Here is a 15,830-nt window from a genome sequence, read left to right as displayed (position 1 = left end):
TTATCCGTTCGGATAACGTTATCCGCATGGATAACGAGCTCTACGGCCGCACGACGGCTTCCCGGTGTGGATGAAGGCGGAACAGGCCGTCGTCGGTGTGCTGCTGGCGTCGGCCGCGGTCATGGTGGGCCGCAAGGGTGTCCGCCGGGCCTACGCCGGGACCGGCGGGCAGGCGTGAAGGCCATGACGACCCGCCAGGCCGCGACCGCGGCCCGCAAGGAGCAGATCACCCGCGCCGCGACCGTCCTGCTGGCCGAGCGCGGCTATCAGGCCACCACCTTCGAGGCCATCTGCAAGGAGGCCGGGCTCAGCAGCAAACGGCTGATCACGTATCACTTCTCCGGCAAGGACGAGCTGTTCGCGGCCGTCGCCGATCTGGTCGTCGCCGACGGCGAGACCTTCATGCGGCCCGCCCTCGACGCCGCGACCGGCGCCCGCGAACTGCTCGCCACCGTCATCCGCGCGAACGTCGCCTTCCTCGCCGCCCATGCACAGCAGGTACGCGCGCTCCAGCAGATCCTGCTCAACGGCGGCCTGGGGGCGTACGAGCGACACCACGTCGAAGGGCTGAGACGACTGTCCCGCCTGTTCGCCGACGGGCAGCGCGAGGGGGTCTTCCGCGCCTTCGACCCGCAGGTCATGGCGGCGTCGCTGCGTGCCTCCATCGACAGCACGGCCCCGCTGCTGTCCGCCGGCCTCGACCCCGACACATGCGCGAACGAACTGGTCGAACTCTACGACCGCGCCGTACGGCCCGAGTGATCAGCTGCTCAAGCGTCGTCGTTCCGTGGCGCGGTGACCGGCAGCGCGGTGCCGTTCGGGCTGCAGCGCAGGGTCCAGGCGCCGGGCGCGGCGATGTTCTCGTGGATGTGGATGTCGACCTCCGTGGCCGGCCGGCCGCCCGGGACGTCGGCGTGGTCGGCGGTGCAGACGATCTGGGAGATGGCCGTCACGTCGAGTTCGCCCGAGGCCACGGTCACCGGCACGTGGACGTCCACGGCTCCCGGCTCCGTGGTGGCCCTGACCGCGCCGAACCCGGTCGGCACCACGAGGACCGCCTCGGCCTCGGGGGCTGGTCCCGCACCGGCGTCATCGTCACCGCCTCCCTCGCCGCCGCCGTCGCGTCCAAGATGCTGGTAGAGGACCCCGTCCGCTTCCGGGCCCGCTGGGCCGCCGGCCGCCGGGGCCTGGTGGCTCTCGCCGCGGCCTGCGCAGCCCTGCTCGCCCTGTGGGCCCTGCTGCCCCAACCGTCGTCCGGCGCGGGCTCGGTCGACGTCACACGGCTCGCGGCGGCCCCGGACGACCCCGCCGGGCCCGGTCGGCATACTGGGAGCTGATGACGACCTTCAGCTACCCCGAGGTGGGCGCCACCCGGCGGCACCGGCTGCCCGACGGGTACCGCCACCTCCGCGAAACCACCCATCTCGGCCGCGGCCGGGCGGTGTTCGAGGCCGCCGCCGACGCGGTGCTCGACTGGACCATGCACCGCGCCGCCGGCGTGCGCATCGCCCCCGGCACGCCGCCCGCCGCCCCCGGCGTCGCCGTGACCCCCGTCCTGGCCCGCGGCCCGCTGCGGATCGCCGCGCCCTGTGAGGTGGTGTGGACCGTACGGGACGAACGGCGGGCCGGCTTCGCCTACGGAACGCTGAAGGGCCACCCCGAATGCGGCGAGGAGTCGTTCGTCGTGACCCTCGACGGGGCCGAGGACGTACGGCTGACGGTGACCGCATTCAGCCGCCCGGCGCGCTGGTACACCCGGGCCGCCGGACCGCTGGTCCCGGCCTTCCAGCGGGCGTACGCACGCAAGTGCGGGCGCGCGCTGCGCGACAGGGCCGGCGGCTCCGCCTGATCCGTAACTTCTTCTGTCAGGGTGTCTTGACGCGCCCTCATTGTCAGGCAATCCTGACAGCATGAGCGCCGAGGACTCACCGGCCGCCGAGCTGGCAGGCCAGGTCACCGACAAGGACCCCGCCATCGGGCTGCAGGCCGTCGTCTCGCTGCGGCGCCTGCTGGAGGAACTGGAACGCCTGCACGTGGACAACGCCCGGGAACAGGGCTGGACATGGCAGGCCGTCGCGACGGCACTGCAGGTCAGCAGGCAGTCGGTCCACGAGAAGCACGCAGGCCGGCGCAAGGCCATGGGCAAGGAGGAGTAACAACGTGTTCGATCAATTCACCGAGCTCGCCAAGCGGGCCGTGGTGGCCTCCCAGGATGCGGCTCTCTCCCTGGGGCACGACTTCATCGGCACCGAGCACATCCTGCTCGGCCTGGCCCAGACCGCGGGCACGGCAGGCGAAGTGCTCCGCGAACACGGCGTGGACCTGGCGCAGACGCGCCAGGAGGTCGTGCGGCTCCTGGAGGAGTCCGGGGCGTCCGCGACCGGCGGCCAGGCGGCGAAGGACGCCCTCGCCTCGATCGGCATCGACGTCGCCGAGATCCAGCGACGCGCCGACGACACCTTCGGCCCCGGGGCCTTCACCTTCCCGCGGCCCGCCTACACCCCGCACGCCAAGACGGCACTGGAACTGACCCTGCGCGAGGCGGCCGCCCTCGGGCAGCAGCGCATCGACACCGAGCACATCCTGCTCGGCCTCGTCGCGGAGGGCGAAGGCCTCGCCCTCGCGGTCCTGACCGCACTCGACGTGGACCCGGCGGCCCTGCGTGCGTCGGTCCTCAACCGCGTGACGCCGCAGGCCTCTTAGGGCGTGTCCGATGGGTCAGCACGGGCCCCGCGGCGCCCCGGCACGGCACCTCGCTGCGTTGTCGCATCACCCGAGTACGCCCGGTACGCGGGTAATGCTCCGCCTTGCGATGTACCGCACCGGACGCCGCGGGGCCCGCACTGACCCATCGGACACGCCCTAGTACGGCAACAACGTCTCGTTGCTCGTGGTGGTCCTGGGGACGAGTGCGCGTGCGATGCGTCGTCGTGCCCGCGGCGGGCTGCTGCCGCCCGGCCCGGCTGCGCCCACGACATCACCGCCGCCCGTCGCGACCGCATCACCACCCGTGGCAGGCGGTCACGCCGCATCCGGCGGGGGCGTCGGGAACATCAGCACCCCCGCCCCGCGTCCTGCACTTTCGCCGGTGGCTTCATGACGGGCAAGGCGTTTCCTCCGGGGGAGCGGGTCCGTCCGGGCCGCGCGCCTGAGGGAGGCGGTGGAGTCTGCTGTGGCCGAGGCCGAGGCCGAGGCCGAGGCCGGGGCCGGTGTGCGGGGGTGTGTGGTGTGCAGTGGGTCCTGGCGGCGGACGTCGATCACCTGGCCGGTGAGGGGGGAGAGGAGGGCGTCGATGGAGGTGGTGGCGACGGTGTGGGAGGTGAGCAGGGAGTCTTCGGGTTCGTCTCCGAAGGCGTTGAGGCGCATGGGGGTGCGGGTGCGTTCGGGGTTGATGCAGTTGACGCGGATGTGGTCGTCGGCCCATTCGTCGGCGAGGGACTGGGTGAGGTTGACGGTGGCGGCCTTGGTGGAGGAGTACAGGCCGTAGTGGGCGCGGCCGCGGGTGTAGCTGCTGGAGGTGTAGAAGAGCAGCTGGCCGCGGGTCTGTCTGAGGTAGGGGTGGGCGGCGCGGGCGATGTGGATGGGGGCGAGGTAGTTGACGGCGGTGGCGTGGGCGATGTCGTCGGGTGAGGTGTCGGTGAGCTTGCCGATGCGCAGCAGGCCGGCGGTGTTGACGACGTAGTCGATGCGTCCGGCGCTGGTGTGGGCGTCGGCGAGGGCGGCCTGGACGTCACGCGGGTTTTCCACGTAGGTGCCGGTGGTGGTGCGGCTGTATTTGAAAACCCGGGCCCCGTGCTGTTCGGCGAGGGCGGCGACGTCGGCGCCGATGCCGTAGCTGGCTCCGAAGATGACGACGACCTTGTCCCTGAGCCTGCTGTGGCAGGCATCGTCGCCGTCGTGTCCGGGGATGCGGTGGGTGGCGAGCTGGAAGAGCTTCTCGGCGATGAAGATGTCCACGGGGTGGGTGATCTTCATGTTGTGCTCTTCGCCGCGCACGACGTGGACCGGGGTGTGGGGGAGGTAGCGCAGGACGACGGAGCAGTCGTCCGTTGCCTCGAACTGCGGGTCGCGGGCGGCCTTTTCGTAGGCCTGGCGGATGGTGGAGAGCTTGAAGCCTTGCGGGGTCTGTCCCCGGCGCAGGGCGGCGCGCTGGGGGACGGAGGCGATGAACTCGCCTTCCTCCGCGCGGGTGTGGGTGGTGATGACGGTGTCGGCGGAGGGGATGGCCACATCCACGGCTCGGTGGCGGGACAGGGCGCGGACGCAGTCGCAGATGATGCGCCGGGAGACCAGGGGGCGTACGGCATCGTGGAAGAGGACGTTGGGGTCCTCGCCCGGCCGCGCACTGGCGGTCAGGGCCGTGATGGCACGCCGGGTGGTGTCACTGCGGGTGCCTCCGCCGGCGTGGATTCCGCGGACCTTGGTGAAACCTGCCCGGGAGACGATGGCCTGGACCTCGCCCAGGTAGTCGGGGTGCATGTAGACGACGATGTCGTCGATGTCGGGGGAGTCCTCGAAGACGGCGAGGGTGTGTTCGATGACGGGTTTGCCCGCGATCTTCACCAGTTGCTTGGGCAGAGGCAGCCCGACGCGGCTGCCGGTTCCGCCGGCCAGGACAACGGCGACGGTGCGGGCGGTGGTCTGGGGGGAGCTGCTCATCACGGGTGGGCCATTTCCTGGGCGGGGGAGGCAGAGGGTTCCTGGAGGGAGGGATCGGTATCGGGTGGCGCCGGGGTGCTGGGGGTGCACAGGCGGTTGACTTCCGCCGTGAAGCGCTCGGTGCTCGAAGGGGTGCTGGGACCCAGCAGGTGGCTCTTCAGCGCGAGACGGTCGGTGAACAGCGTGTCCAGGCCGGGGCAGCGGGCCGCGGCGAGCGCCTTGACCAGCCCCGAGCTGTCCGGGCTGATGAGGTAGGCCGCGTCCGCCGCCGGGTTACGGGCCCGGAAGGTGCCGGCGGGGGTGCCTTGGGGGTTGGTGATGGCGTACGGCTTGGCCGAGTGCAGGAAGTCCGTCACGACGCTGGAGATGTCGCTGATGAGCACATCGGCCTGGTTGAAACAGGAATACAGGCCCGGCCGGCTCGAGGTGACGGCGCGATGAAGATCTGCACTGCCGGTTTCCCAGTACAGAGCCTCCCACCTCTCGGCGAGACTGCGGGCAGCCGCCGTGCGGCCTCGCAGATCCTGCAGACGGGCAGCGTCGTAGAAGTCGTGGCGGGTGAGCTCGGTGAACCGCCCGTGCAGCCGGGCCAGCTCGCACGAGCGGGGCCGCAGCGGTGCGGGGCCACCATGGCGCCGGAGGTTGTCTTCCTCCAGCAGGGCCAGCACGGCGCGGTGCGCGGCCGCGGCGGCCGGTGAGCGGGTGCCGGTCAGCGGATGCGGCCGGTAGATCACCCGCACCGGCTCACGCTGGGCCAGCAGGGCCGCCACCAGGGTTTCGCCCATGCCGGTCAGCGAGGTGTAACAGGCATCATCGGTCCAGCCCTCCCAGGTAGGCGCATACAAGACCGTCGGCATGCCGCACGGGCGCTTGCCGGTGTACGGGGTGATGGCGCCCAGCTGCGGGCGCCCCACCTCGACGATGGATCCAGGGCTGATGGCATGCCCGGTACGGCGGTAGCGCTCGCGACCGGCGGGGCCGGCGACCCAGATCTCGTCGTAGACCTTGCTCACGCGATTGCTGCTGGCCTGCTTGTCACTGTCACCGTGACCGATGAAGACGTGTTTGAGGTGGGCACGCTGGAGCATGTGGACGTTCTTGCCGGCATTGCCGGGGTAGAGGACCACCCGCAGATCACCCATGTCCAGACGGGCAAGATGCTCGGCCTTGGGCACACACACCACCGGCACCGTGGTGGGAGCCAGACGCGCGAGCATGGCCCGCTCACGCAGGATCAGCACCGGCCTGTGCTCAAGACTCTCCAACGTCTTCAGCCACATGTTGACCTGGTACATGAAGTTCTTCGGCAGCGCGGCGAAGCTGAAATACAGCGCCACCTCGGGCCGGTAGGCATCCAGCGCCTGATTGACACCCGCAAGGACCGTCTCGGCGTCAGGGGTACGCAAACAGGCACGGGCACGCCAGACGAAGACGGCCAGGGTCACAGCAGTGGCGGCAACGGCCAGGGCGGTGCCGGCCACCGCAAAGCCAAGGACACCAGTTGCCAGGCTCGTCAGTATTCCCGTGGTCAGGAGCAGATCCAGGTGCAGGATCTTGCGGGTGGAGTGGCGGTAGAACAGCCGCGGAGGCAGCGCAGCAACCGCCGATCCCGGCACCTCGAGACCCTGCACATCCACCGGATGCAGGCGCCGCTTGCGCTTGATCCGCAAAGCAACCGCGTAATAGGCATCTTGCAGAGGCTGCAGCGCCATCAGACCTGCCACCGTGACCGGGACGAGAACGTCTCCGGGCCCCGTGGCCATGGCAACCAGGGCAAGCAGCAGGACCTGGCGCAGCACGAAACGCATCACCAGACCGAACCGGCAACTGCGCATCCTGGCCAACTGGCGCGCCCCGCAGCCATGCAGGGCCCCATCGGCGACGTAAGTGGCAGCGGCAGCCACACCGAACAGGACAACCGAGCCCTGCAGAGCAGCAACCAGCATCAGCACATAACTGGTGACCAGAACGGCCGTCAGGCCCTGTCCCAGCCACGCTGGAAAACTCTTGCTGTACACGGGTCCTTACCCCTTTCCGATGTTCCGGGACGGCGCGCCCCCGCGCCACAGCGGGGCCGCAGGCATGACAGACGGGCATGAATGACGGACGGTCAAAGTCCGGCCGGAGACGGTGAGATGCACACGCACCTCCGCCACACCGTGGGCGAAGCGTGGACGCACAGCCATGGGCACCACCGCGGTGAACAGTTGCCACCGCCCGGTATGGTGCTCACGCCCCACGACCTTGGGCAGCGGGTCCTCGGCGTCGGTCGGCACCAGCCGGGCCACCGCCTGCGAGCGGTTGCCCCGGCGGTCCACCACCTCCACCCGCAGCCCGCCCTCGGCAAGGCCCTGGACACCCACACGGCCCTGGACGATCACCTCCTGGCGGTTGCCTGGATGACGCCGTACCCGACTGACCAATACCTGCGTCTGCGCAGTGAAATAGCACCCGCCCACATCCAACGCGGCATGACGGCCCATGGTCAGATACGGCGTCACCAGCTGCACACCGCCGCACTGCGCACCCGGCAGCACCCGCAGACGCCACAGATCACCGACGGGCAGTTCATCAGCCGTCTTCAGACGCACCTCACGCAGGACACCAGGCGCGCACAGCCGCACCCACACGTCCCACACACCGGACGACAGCGGCCCGGCGGCATCTGCTGCCAGCGGGTCCACCACAGCCTGGAAGCCGACATCCGCCGCCGTACCAGCCGGCGCCGAGCCCGCCGTATCCGCCGTATCCGCCGGCCCAGCCTCAAAGGTGGTCGGCAGGAGGGCCTCCGCATCGGTCGCACGGTGTCGCAAAAACGCCTCCACACCCACCGCGGCACCAGGCACGTTCTCCACCCGGCAACTGCCGCGCAGATGCAGCAGATCACCACTCCACCCCATCGAAGCCAGGACTGCCCGGGGCGTCAGCCGGTGATAGACACCGCCGACATCCACAGCCAGCTTGCCGCCCTTGGTCCGGTACGCAACCGCCGACACCGCAGGCACCGACAGATCACGGCCGCCGGGCAACTGCCACCCCCCGCTCTCCGGCAGAGCAAGCCGCGCCTCCTTGACCACCCCCTGGGCCTCCACCTGGACATACACATCCCACACACCGCGCCCCAGCCCACCGCCGGCCGCCACACGGTCAAGACCGACCACAGCCCGGAAGCCCACACCGCTGTAGTCATAGCGCCCTGCCCCGTGCTCACCGGTCGGCTCAGGCATCGGCACCGATTCCGCCGGCACCGTCCACTGCTGCGTACCACCGCGCCGGCGCAGAACCAGGCGGGTGCTCACCTGCCGGGCATCGACCCGGTCGACATACGCATACCCCGACACCACCAGCCGGCCCTTGTCCCACCCCAGCCCGGTGACCGCCTGCCGTACCCGCAGCCGATCCGTGACATCGAAAACATGATCAGGAACACCGGCAGCAGCGTCACGGAAGAACGGGTACGGACGGTAGATGCGCCCGCCCTCGACCAACTCCTTGCCCACACCGTCTCGTTCGGGCCGGTAGCCGGCCAGGTGCTCAAGCTCGGCATCTCTGCCCTCCATCAGGCAATAAAGACGCAGCCAAGCGATCGCGGAGACCTCCCCCACCATGCCCGCCTCCCAGTACCGGCGACACAGCACACGCCCCCGGCGCACCACCTCCGCCCGCTCCGCCGCATCACTGTCCCGATCACACAGCACGGGAAGCACAGCCTTGTCGACCAGCGCGCGGAAATGCCGTGCCAGCAACCGCCGCCGCCCCAACGGATCATCCACACGGGCATCGACCAGCGCCATGACCCGCTCGATGTGCACCACACGCTCATGCACCGTGCGCCTGCGCGCCGAGATGTTCTCCCCGACCTCCCGCCGCCGCAGAAAATAGCAATCATAGTTCCCGACCACAGAAATAGTCCGGGCGGCCAGATACACCTCGGTCATGAAAATCTGGTCCTCACCCAGCCACAAATCCTCAGGAAAACGGATCCGGCCACGCTCCAGAAGCGACCGCCGGATCAGCTTCATGGAATTCAGCGAACGATACACCTCGGACGAAAACAGATCAGCCCTGTCGGCATGCCGGTACGCCCTCACCGAGGACCCCCGACCGACGCCGACAACCTTCCCCAGCACGACATCGCTGCCCTGCTCGCCGGCCATCGCCAGCATCCGCTCAAGCGCCTCCCGGCCCAGGTAATCGTCCGCGTCCACAACGAACACATACCGGCCGCGCGCCAGATCGAGCGCACGGTTACGGGGGCGAGACGGACCACCGGAATTCTCCTGATGCACGACCCGGATCCGCGGATACTCGGCCGCAAAACGGTCGAGCTCCTCCGCGCTGCCGTCCGTGGAACCGTCATCGACAGCGATCACCTCGATACGCCGCCGGTCGACCGTCTGGCAGACAATCGAATTGAGACATTCGATCAAATAAGGCATGGCATTGTAGACGGCCACGACAACGGAAACATCAGGGCTGGAATTCTTGCGGGGGGAATTCGTGAAAATCATATCGATCAGGGGTGGGTGAAGGGGTGACGCACCCACCTTTCCCTTTCGGGTGTCGGGGGGCGTATGCAGACGGCAGGTCGGGTCGCCCGTAATGTGAACTTGCTGAACTGCCACCGGCAGCAGCCTCATCAATATGCTGCAAGGAAGCCCTACCGCCGTAAATGGACACAGGTAAACCATCGACAGCGAAAGATGACTTCCTCCTGTGCGCATCGCACATCCGCCTTCAGGAGACGCACACCGCCCCGGCTCGTGAGCAAGGCTCCGAGGCCGGGGTGCCTCACCCCGCTCAAGGCACTGTTCGATGTGGTGGCCGGTCCGCTTGCCCGGTCCGTGACACCAGGAGTGTGCTGACGGCGGTGGCGGGCAGCCGTCTTTGACGGCTGCAACTCGCTACGGGCGCCCGACCAGCACCGGCCGCCAAGATCCACAACTGCGACTGGAGTGCAGCCGAAGGCGGCCATCGTAGGCGGCCGAGAGTCATCTTTTGGCTAGAACTGTCTTGTGCCCTTGATGGGAAAGTTGCCTTGTCGTTTCCGGAACGGGAACGTGCCGGCCTAAGCCGTAGGCCATTGCGCCAGAAGATCTGACGCGCGACACCAGGTGTTCCAATGAGCCTGACAGTGAGGTTCCGTAAAGGGTGCAGTCGGGCGGCGCGATCAAACGCCTCGCGTGGCCGCATGGATACCGTTTCGCTGAACGGTGGAAATTCGAAGAAAATTAAGGAGTGGAATCTCATGGCCTTCAAGGGTGACGCTGCACTGAGTAGAGACGAAGCATCATCTCCTAAGCCCAGTAGCCGCAAGAGGCCGTGGCTGCAGGCGAGCGCCGCCGCGGTGGTGGCCGCCGCTATCGCCGCCGGCGGAGCGAGTCCGGCCATGGCCGTGTCCGAGCCGAAGGCGGGGCTGACCGCGGTGGCGGAGAAGCCCGGACTTGGTTCTGCTGCGCAAGGGAGCAGCACTGAGGTCGTGGGCGAGCGGGGTTACGGGCTCGACAAGGTTCCCGAGGAAGTGAAGGCCGGCGGAGTCACTCAGTTCGCCGGTGGGAGTCTGGCCCTTTTCGCCTTGAAGGAAGGAAACGTGTACGCGTGGGGTTCTGACGCCTACGGCCAGATCAGCAAGATGCCGGAGGAGATCAAGAGGGGAGGTGTCGACCAGATCGCGAGTGGTGTCACCGGAACGTACGCCGTCAAGGACGGCAAGATGTACGCATGGGGCCAAAATGACTGGGGCAGCATCGATGTCCCCGACGAGCTCAAGGACGCCAATAACGTCAAGTCGATTTCCGCCGACATGTATAACGGCTTGGCTCTCCTCGACGACGGGAAGGTAATTCCGTTTGGCTCGCAATGGTGGGGCATGCGGGACATGCCCGAAGAGATCAAGGCGGGCGGAGTGGATGATATTGCCGCCGCTTACGATACTCAGTACGCCCTGAAGGGAGGGAAGGTCTACTCGTGGGGCTGGGAAGCGGGAGGGAGCAAGACCAAGGTTCCAGACGAAATCAAGGCAGGGGGCGTGGAAAAGATCTTCCCTGCTTACCATTCGGTCTTCGCGGTGAAGAACGGGAACCTTTACGGGTGGGGAAATGACGAGGGTAATATTGTCTCGAAGATACCGGAGGAGCTGAAGTCGGGGGGCGGGGTGACGTTCGCAACGGGTAACGCTTTCACCGCCTATGCCGTCAAGAACGGCAAGCTGTACGCATGGGGTACTGACTACATGGGCAGCCTTGACAACGCCCCCGTCAAGCAGAACGTCGGCACTTCCGTGATGGCAAAGTTCCAGTACGGAGCGGTGTTCGCCGTCAACAACATTGCGGACCCTGCCATCACCAGCCCAGCCGGCGGGGCCACTGTGGGCACGTCCTTCACGGCGACCGGGACCGCCGAGCCGCAGGCCAAGGTGAAGCTCCAATTGGGCGGTACGTCTGTCACCGTGGTCGCCGACGGTAATGGCGCCTGGCGCCATGATTTCAAGAACGTGGCTGAGGGAGCCCAGGCTCTCAAGGCCACGCAGTCCAATCGCGGCCTGACATCCAATGTAGCGACGCGCAATTTCACGGTGGATGCCAAGAAGGACACGGCTGCGGCTCCGGTGGTCACGTCGCCGGGCGCGAACACCACGGTGAATTCTCCGGTCAAGTTCGAGGGCACCGCGGACTACGCCAAGGGCGTGCGGAAGGTCAAGCTCACCGACAAGGACACCGGCAAGACCCTTGCCACCTATGGCGTGAACACCGCGGGCAAGTGGTGGTCCGGCAAGAACGCCCTGGTGAAGATGGATGCCGGCAAGCACACCGTCACCGCCACCAGCATCGACGCCACGGGCAAGACAGGCGCCACCAGCACCACCTCCTTCACCGTGAAGGACACGGCTGCGGCTCCGGTGGTCACGTCGCCGGGCGCGAACACCACGGTGAATTCTCCGGTCAAGTTCGAGGGCACCGCGGACTACGCCAAGGGCGTGCGGAAGGTCAAGCTCACCGACAAGGACACCGGCAAGACCCTTGCCACCTATGGCGTGAACACCGCGGGCAAGTGGTGGTCCGGCAAGAACGCCCTGGTGAAGATGGATGCCGGCAAGCACACCGTCACCGCCACCAGCATCGACGCCACGGGCAAGACAGGCGCCACCAGCACCACCACCTTCACCGTGAAGTAGGTATCCGTCGGCTGGTTCGAACTCATACAGCCGCAACACGGGTTGGGTGTGCACTGTCGTGCGGTACACACCCAACCCTGCTCGCACGCCACTATCAGCTGCCTGCGTCAATACGCACAGGCGGGGAGCGAAGGAAGCCGGCCGGCTGCCTGACTTCTGCCAAGGCGGAGGCTACAGTGATCAGCCACAGAGGACGTACGGGATGGCAGGTGAATCCTCATCGTCGCCTTCACTGCTGTGACGCTCGACGAGGTGACTCAGTCGTGGTAAATACCGGCTCCCCTAATATGCGGATGAATCTCAAGGGCGAAGGAGCCCTCGGTGGCACGTGTGTCGGCGCGGCCATGTCCGGTGCACACCGGACTTGTCACCGGGTGCAGTCCGGTGCGCGCATGAGTCGCAGCATCGAGACGTTCCGGCACGGCATCAGGTTGCACTGGCAGATCATCGACTGGCACCCCACGCGGCCAGTCGGCACATTTCCCGAGTAGCCCGTTCCCTGAAGGACAGCATGGGTTCCAAGACTGAACGAGCGGTTGCCCGGTGCAGACAGGTCATTGCTGCGATCAGACCGGCCGGCGTCCGGCAGGGGAGCTTCGAGGACGCGAAGGTGGTGGTGCGGCTGAGCTTTCTCGACCGTTTCCACGACCTCGGCCCGTGGGCGATCGATGCCATGCTGTGCGCCATCGCGGTGGCCGTCTCAATCCTCAGCGTTCATTATTATGGAAGAACTGGCTCTTTCTACGGACCTTTCGGGACGTCGCTGTTCGTTGCACTGCGTATCTTGGCGGTATTTTTGTGGCGTAGGCTGCCGGTTGTCACGTTGATTCTCGGTTTCCTCGCCACCGCTGCCGACGGTGATCGCGTGATCATTCCTCTGGCGGCTCTCGGGATAGGCCTCTACACCAATCGTCCGGAGACGTACGCGGGTCTCGCCGTCCTGATCTACCCGGTCGTCGGACTCCACTGGAACCCTAACGTGGTGGGGTTTTTGTTCAACGCTGTCACCGGGGTGTATCTTATCGCGCTTCCCATGGTCGCCGGCGTATTCGTCCGCCGCAAGAGGGAGCTGCAGTTCTATATGGAACAGAAAGCTCGAAAGCTGAGGGAGTCGATCGACCAGTCGGTCCATTATGCCGTGGCAGAGGAACGGACCCGCCTGGCCTTTGAAATCCACGACGGCTTGGGCCACCAGCTTTCTGTTCTCGCGATCCAGGCTCGGGTCGTGCAATTGGCGCCGAGTGATTCTGATGCGATGCGGTCGGCAGTTGCAGCAATTCCTGAAGCTGCCCAGAGAGCCGTGCAGGAGATGCATGTCATCCTTTCCTCGCTCAGAGGGGGTGCCGACCATGATTCCTCTCAAGAGTTTTCCGCGACGGCTCGTCTTGAGTTCGTGCCGACACTCATCGAAAATCTCCAGAAAACTGGCGTGGACGTTGAGTATGTTCGACGAGGGGAATCTCGTGATGTCCCTGCCGAGGTATCGCATCTCATTTACCGCGTCGTACAGGAAGGGCTCACCAACGCGGTCAAACACGCCACCGGCACGCATATTCGCATCACGCTCGAGTTCTTGGCCCGCCGTATCGACGTGAGCGTCTACAACTCTCGTCCCGAGGGGGTATTGCTCGACATCGGATCGGGCGGGACAGGCCTGGACAGCCTGCGCAGGCGCTTGGAGTCCGCAGACGGAAACCTGACCGCGCTGTCCACCCGCGAAGGCGGGTTCCTTCTCAAGGCCGCGCTTCCCACACCGCACCTCCCCGGGACCCCGCCGGTCACCCCGTGACAGGCGGCACCAGCGCCAACGCAGTCACTGCAAGCACGGCGACGGTGCCGCATCGCGTCGGGGGTGTCGGTGCGGAGGTGCTTGTTACGCAGTGCCGGCGGATCCTGTCCCTCGTGGCGGTGCCGGAGACCGCCGGCGGAGCAGGGCCACACAACCGCCTCGCGCGTCGGGCCGGGGCAACTGACCGCCAACAGGCCCCGGCCCGTCGCTCGACAAGCCTCCGCGCCTGAGCCCCCGCCTGCTCCCTTCTTTCGGCATCTACTCCCGTTCCCCGGACGTCACCTTTCGTCCAGCGGAATCCGTCGTGCAGTGCATCATCTTGGTGAGAATGAAGCCAAGATTCCCCGAACAAACATGTGCGGATTCCTCGCCGGCGGAAGGCAAAGGCCGACGGGTCAAGCTCCGGGCGGTGTTGATCGCCGCATCCATCGGAGTGCCGGCCATCGTTTTTGCCCTCGCGGCCTGGCTCGGAGTCATGGTGGGAGAAGCGATCGGCTGGTGATTACGCCGCGCGTAGTGAATGTGCACCGACTATATGCTCTCATCGGCGTGGCGCCCCGTATGCAGCTGACAGGCGTGCAACATTCACCGATCGCACACGACTCCCTCTGGTGCCTGAGGCGTGCAGTAGGCCGCCCGACGGCTCCACCAGCCTCTCGCATCCTCGGACTACGGCACAGACATCCTCACAGCTCGCCTGAAGAAAAATGGAGACCGCGTGATTCGCGTACTCATCGTCGATGATCAACCCGTGATCCGTACTGGTCTGCGCACACTGCTCGCCATGGCGGAGGACCTCACCATCGTGGGCGAGGCGGGTGACGGGGCCGAAGCGGTCAGCGTGACACGCGAGCTGGAGCCGGACGTCGTACTCATGGACCTCGACATGCCGAATGTGGGGGGCATCGATGCGACGCTACAGCTCCTGCGGATAGTCCATCCGCCCAAGGTCATCATCCTGACCACCTTCAACACCAACGACGCCGTCCTCGGGGCCCTGGAAGCAGGCGCCTCGGGCTTCCTGCTGAAGACAGCCACCCCCCAGGAGCTGACCTCCTCCATCCGTTCCGTCGCCTCCGGCGCAAGCGTCCTGTCGTTCGACGTCCTCAGACGCGTCACCAGCCGCTCCGCAGCCCGAACCCCGGTGCGCGTGCGCGACCTCAACAGGAAGCTCGCCCTGCTCAGGGAAACCGAGCTGAAGGTCCTCGCACTCGTCGGCGGCGGGCTGGCCAACCAGGAGATCGCCAAAGCCCTCAACCTGTCGCTGACCAGCGTCAAAACCTACGTCTCCAGGATCCTCAACACCCTTGGCATGAACAACCGGACACAGGCCGCGATCCTTGCCTACGACCTCGGCTTCGCCTCCAGCGACCCGGCCACCATCGACATCGAGCTCCCGGCCGCCGACGAGGGCGACCCGCCCCAGTAGCCCCGCTTTCCCGCGGTCGGTCGCTGACCATGACCGCCCCCTACCCGCTTGGCCCCGTCCAACGGCACAGGCCAAGAGACCAGTCGGCGGGCCCCGAGGGCGGCCTGCACGGTACACGACGCGGGCACGCTGCACCCAGGAGCCCTCCTGGATCGGCGCACGCAGAAGGGCCGTCGCAGCTTGCCCTTCTGCCGCCCCAGGCCCAGTCGGCCATCCATCCGGGTAGGGCGAGCGGCGGACATCGCGGCGCGTGCTGCACCCGGCCGGCGCCGGTCAACAGTACTCAAGACACGAATTGGGCGACCAGTGCGCCAGCTTGGCCTTTCTGGCATGCGCGACCGTGGCTATCGGCGAGTACCGCCATAGGCCGATTTCCCTTTCAGCTGTTCTGGTCGCTGGAAAGGTCACCTTCCAGCGTCGGTGGATCGACTTTTGCCGTCCTCCGTAGCAGGAGCGCCTGGCCATGATGGGAACTCCGTCACCGGACCCGCCGTGTGCCGAGGTCTTGATCTTGCTGCCTGAGGCTCCGGGACGGAAGCCCCCATATACAGCTACATCGCGGCGGTCGCCCAGGTGGTCCGCTGCGACGGCTTGAGAAGGGACCAAAGCCCGATGGCGACAGATACCGACACTCGCGCGAGCATCATGGCTGCGAGCGCGACGGGAGCCCCTCATCAGCAGGCTGCCGCTTTCGGCCTTGGCCGACAGCCGTCCCGACAGTTGTCCGGGCCACCCGGTCGGAGTCGGCGTGCCAGGACGGCAAGACGTTCACGTGAGGC

13 protein-coding genes are annotated in these 15,830 nt (G+C 66.9%); 9 read left to right on the top strand and 4 right to left on the bottom strand.

Features of this window, described 5'->3' with window-relative positions; all coding sequences use genetic code 11:
- Positions 1-183 precede the first annotated feature (183 nt).
- Complete coding sequence (locus ACMATS_RS02410; protein WP_414166684.1) at positions 184-762, top strand: TetR/AcrR family transcriptional regulator; 579 nt, start codon at positions 184-186, stop codon at positions 760-762.
- Between the two features lie 8 nt (positions 763-770).
- Here ACMATS_RS02410 and ACMATS_RS02405 read toward each other — a convergent pair whose 3' ends face one another.
- Positions 771-998, bottom strand: coding sequence for a hypothetical protein (locus ACMATS_RS02405; protein ID WP_414166683.1), 228 nt, complete (start codon positions 996-998; stop codon positions 771-773).
- Here ACMATS_RS02405 and ACMATS_RS02400 point away from each other — a divergent pair.
- The 4 genes from ACMATS_RS02400 to ACMATS_RS02385 all read left to right on the top strand — a co-directional run bounded on the left by ACMATS_RS02400 (position 987) and on the right by ACMATS_RS02385 (position 2,703).
- Positions 987-1,337, top strand: a complete 351-nt coding sequence (locus ACMATS_RS02400) for a hypothetical protein (RefSeq protein WP_414166682.1) — start codon at positions 987-989, stop codon at positions 1,335-1,337. The genes ACMATS_RS02405 and ACMATS_RS02400 overlap by 12 nt on opposite strands.
- A complete protein-coding gene (locus ACMATS_RS02395) occupies positions 1,337-1,849 on the top strand; it encodes a DUF1990 family protein (protein WP_414166681.1) in 513 nt (170 codons plus the stop codon). Before ACMATS_RS02400 ends, ACMATS_RS02395 begins: the two co-directional genes overlap by 1 nt.
- Positions 1,850-1,910: 61 nt before the next feature.
- Positions 1,911-2,156 (top strand): hypothetical protein, encoded by a 246-nt coding sequence (locus ACMATS_RS02390; protein WP_390782274.1) that lies wholly within the window; start codon positions 1,911-1,913, stop codon positions 2,154-2,156.
- A gap of 4 nt (positions 2,157-2,160) precedes the next feature.
- Entirely contained in the window at positions 2,161-2,703 is a 543-nt protein-coding gene (locus ACMATS_RS02385; protein WP_391152049.1) for a Clp protease N-terminal domain-containing protein, read from the top strand.
- A 318-nt stretch (positions 2,704-3,021) separates the two neighbouring features.
- Here the strand turns inward: ACMATS_RS02385 and ACMATS_RS02380 are convergent, their stop codons facing one another.
- Genes ACMATS_RS02380 through ACMATS_RS02370 form a run of 3 tightly spaced genes read right to left on the bottom strand, consistent with a single transcriptional unit; the run spans position 3,022 to position 9,170 of the window.
- Entirely contained in the window at positions 3,022-4,659 is a 1,638-nt protein-coding gene (locus ACMATS_RS02380; protein WP_414166680.1) for an SDR family NAD(P)-dependent oxidoreductase, read from the bottom strand.
- Positions 4,659-6,677: a hypothetical protein gene (locus ACMATS_RS02375; protein ID WP_414166679.1), complete on the bottom strand. Its 2,019-nt coding sequence runs from the start codon at positions 6,675-6,677 to the stop codon at positions 4,659-4,661. Before ACMATS_RS02375 ends, ACMATS_RS02380 begins: the two co-directional genes overlap by 1 nt.
- Before the next feature lie 6 nt (positions 6,678-6,683).
- Positions 6,684-9,170 carry a glycosyltransferase gene (locus ACMATS_RS02370; protein ID WP_414166678.1) on the bottom strand — a complete coding sequence of 829 codons (2,487 nt, stop codon included), beginning with the start codon at positions 9,168-9,170 and terminating at the stop codon, positions 6,684-6,686.
- Positions 9,171-9,850: 680 nt separating this feature from the next.
- Here ACMATS_RS02370 and ACMATS_RS02365 point away from each other — a divergent pair.
- From ACMATS_RS02365 to ACMATS_RS02350, 4 genes are all read left to right on the top strand, one after another.
- On the top strand, positions 9,851-11,833 hold the full coding sequence (locus tag ACMATS_RS02365) for a hypothetical protein (RefSeq protein WP_414166677.1): 1,983 nt from the start codon (positions 9,851-9,853) through the stop codon (positions 11,831-11,833).
- A 511-nt stretch (positions 11,834-12,344) separates the two neighbouring features.
- Positions 12,345-13,622: a sensor histidine kinase gene (locus ACMATS_RS02360; RefSeq protein ID WP_414166676.1), complete on the top strand. Its 1,278-nt coding sequence runs from the start codon at positions 12,345-12,347 to the stop codon at positions 13,620-13,622.
- A 328-nt stretch (positions 13,623-13,950) separates the two neighbouring features.
- Positions 13,951-14,124, top strand: a complete 174-nt coding sequence (locus ACMATS_RS02355; RefSeq protein WP_414166675.1) for a hypothetical protein — start codon at positions 13,951-13,953, stop codon at positions 14,122-14,124.
- Between the two features lie 216 nt (positions 14,125-14,340).
- Positions 14,341-15,051 carry a response regulator gene (locus ACMATS_RS02350; protein ID WP_414166674.1) on the top strand — a complete coding sequence of 237 codons (711 nt, stop codon included), beginning with the start codon at positions 14,341-14,343 and terminating at the stop codon, positions 15,049-15,051.
- Positions 15,052-15,830: the final 779 nt, after the last annotated feature.

The organism is Streptoverticillium reticulum (assembly GCF_047456005.1).
GTDB lineage: Bacteria > Actinomycetota > Actinomycetes > Streptomycetales > Streptomycetaceae > Streptomyces > Streptomyces reticulum.
Note: the sequence above shows the minus strand (reverse complement) of the source record. Positions and strands in the feature narration are given on the sequence as shown.

Coding starts and splice junctions, on each gene's coding strand:
- ACMATS_RS02370 (WP_414166678.1), bottom strand. CDS start 9,170: ATGATTTTCACGAATTCCCCCCGCAAGAATTCCAGCCCTGATGTTTCC.
- ACMATS_RS02365 (WP_414166677.1), top strand. CDS start 9,851: ATGGATACCGTTTCGCTGAACGGTGGAAATTCGAAGAAAATTAAGGAG.
- ACMATS_RS02355 (WP_414166675.1), top strand. CDS start 13,951: ATGAAGCCAAGATTCCCCGAACAAACATGTGCGGATTCCTCGCCGGCG.
- ACMATS_RS02360 (WP_414166676.1), top strand. CDS start 12,345: ATGGGTTCCAAGACTGAACGAGCGGTTGCCCGGTGCAGACAGGTCATT.
- ACMATS_RS02395 (WP_414166681.1), top strand. CDS start 1,337: ATGACGACCTTCAGCTACCCCGAGGTGGGCGCCACCCGGCGGCACCGG.
- ACMATS_RS02410 (WP_414166684.1), top strand. CDS start 184: ATGACGACCCGCCAGGCCGCGACCGCGGCCCGCAAGGAGCAGATCACC.
- ACMATS_RS02380 (WP_414166680.1), bottom strand. CDS start 4,659: ATGAGCAGCTCCCCCCAGACCACCGCCCGCACCGTCGCCGTTGTCCTG.
- ACMATS_RS02390 (WP_390782274.1), top strand. CDS start 1,911: ATGAGCGCCGAGGACTCACCGGCCGCCGAGCTGGCAGGCCAGGTCACC.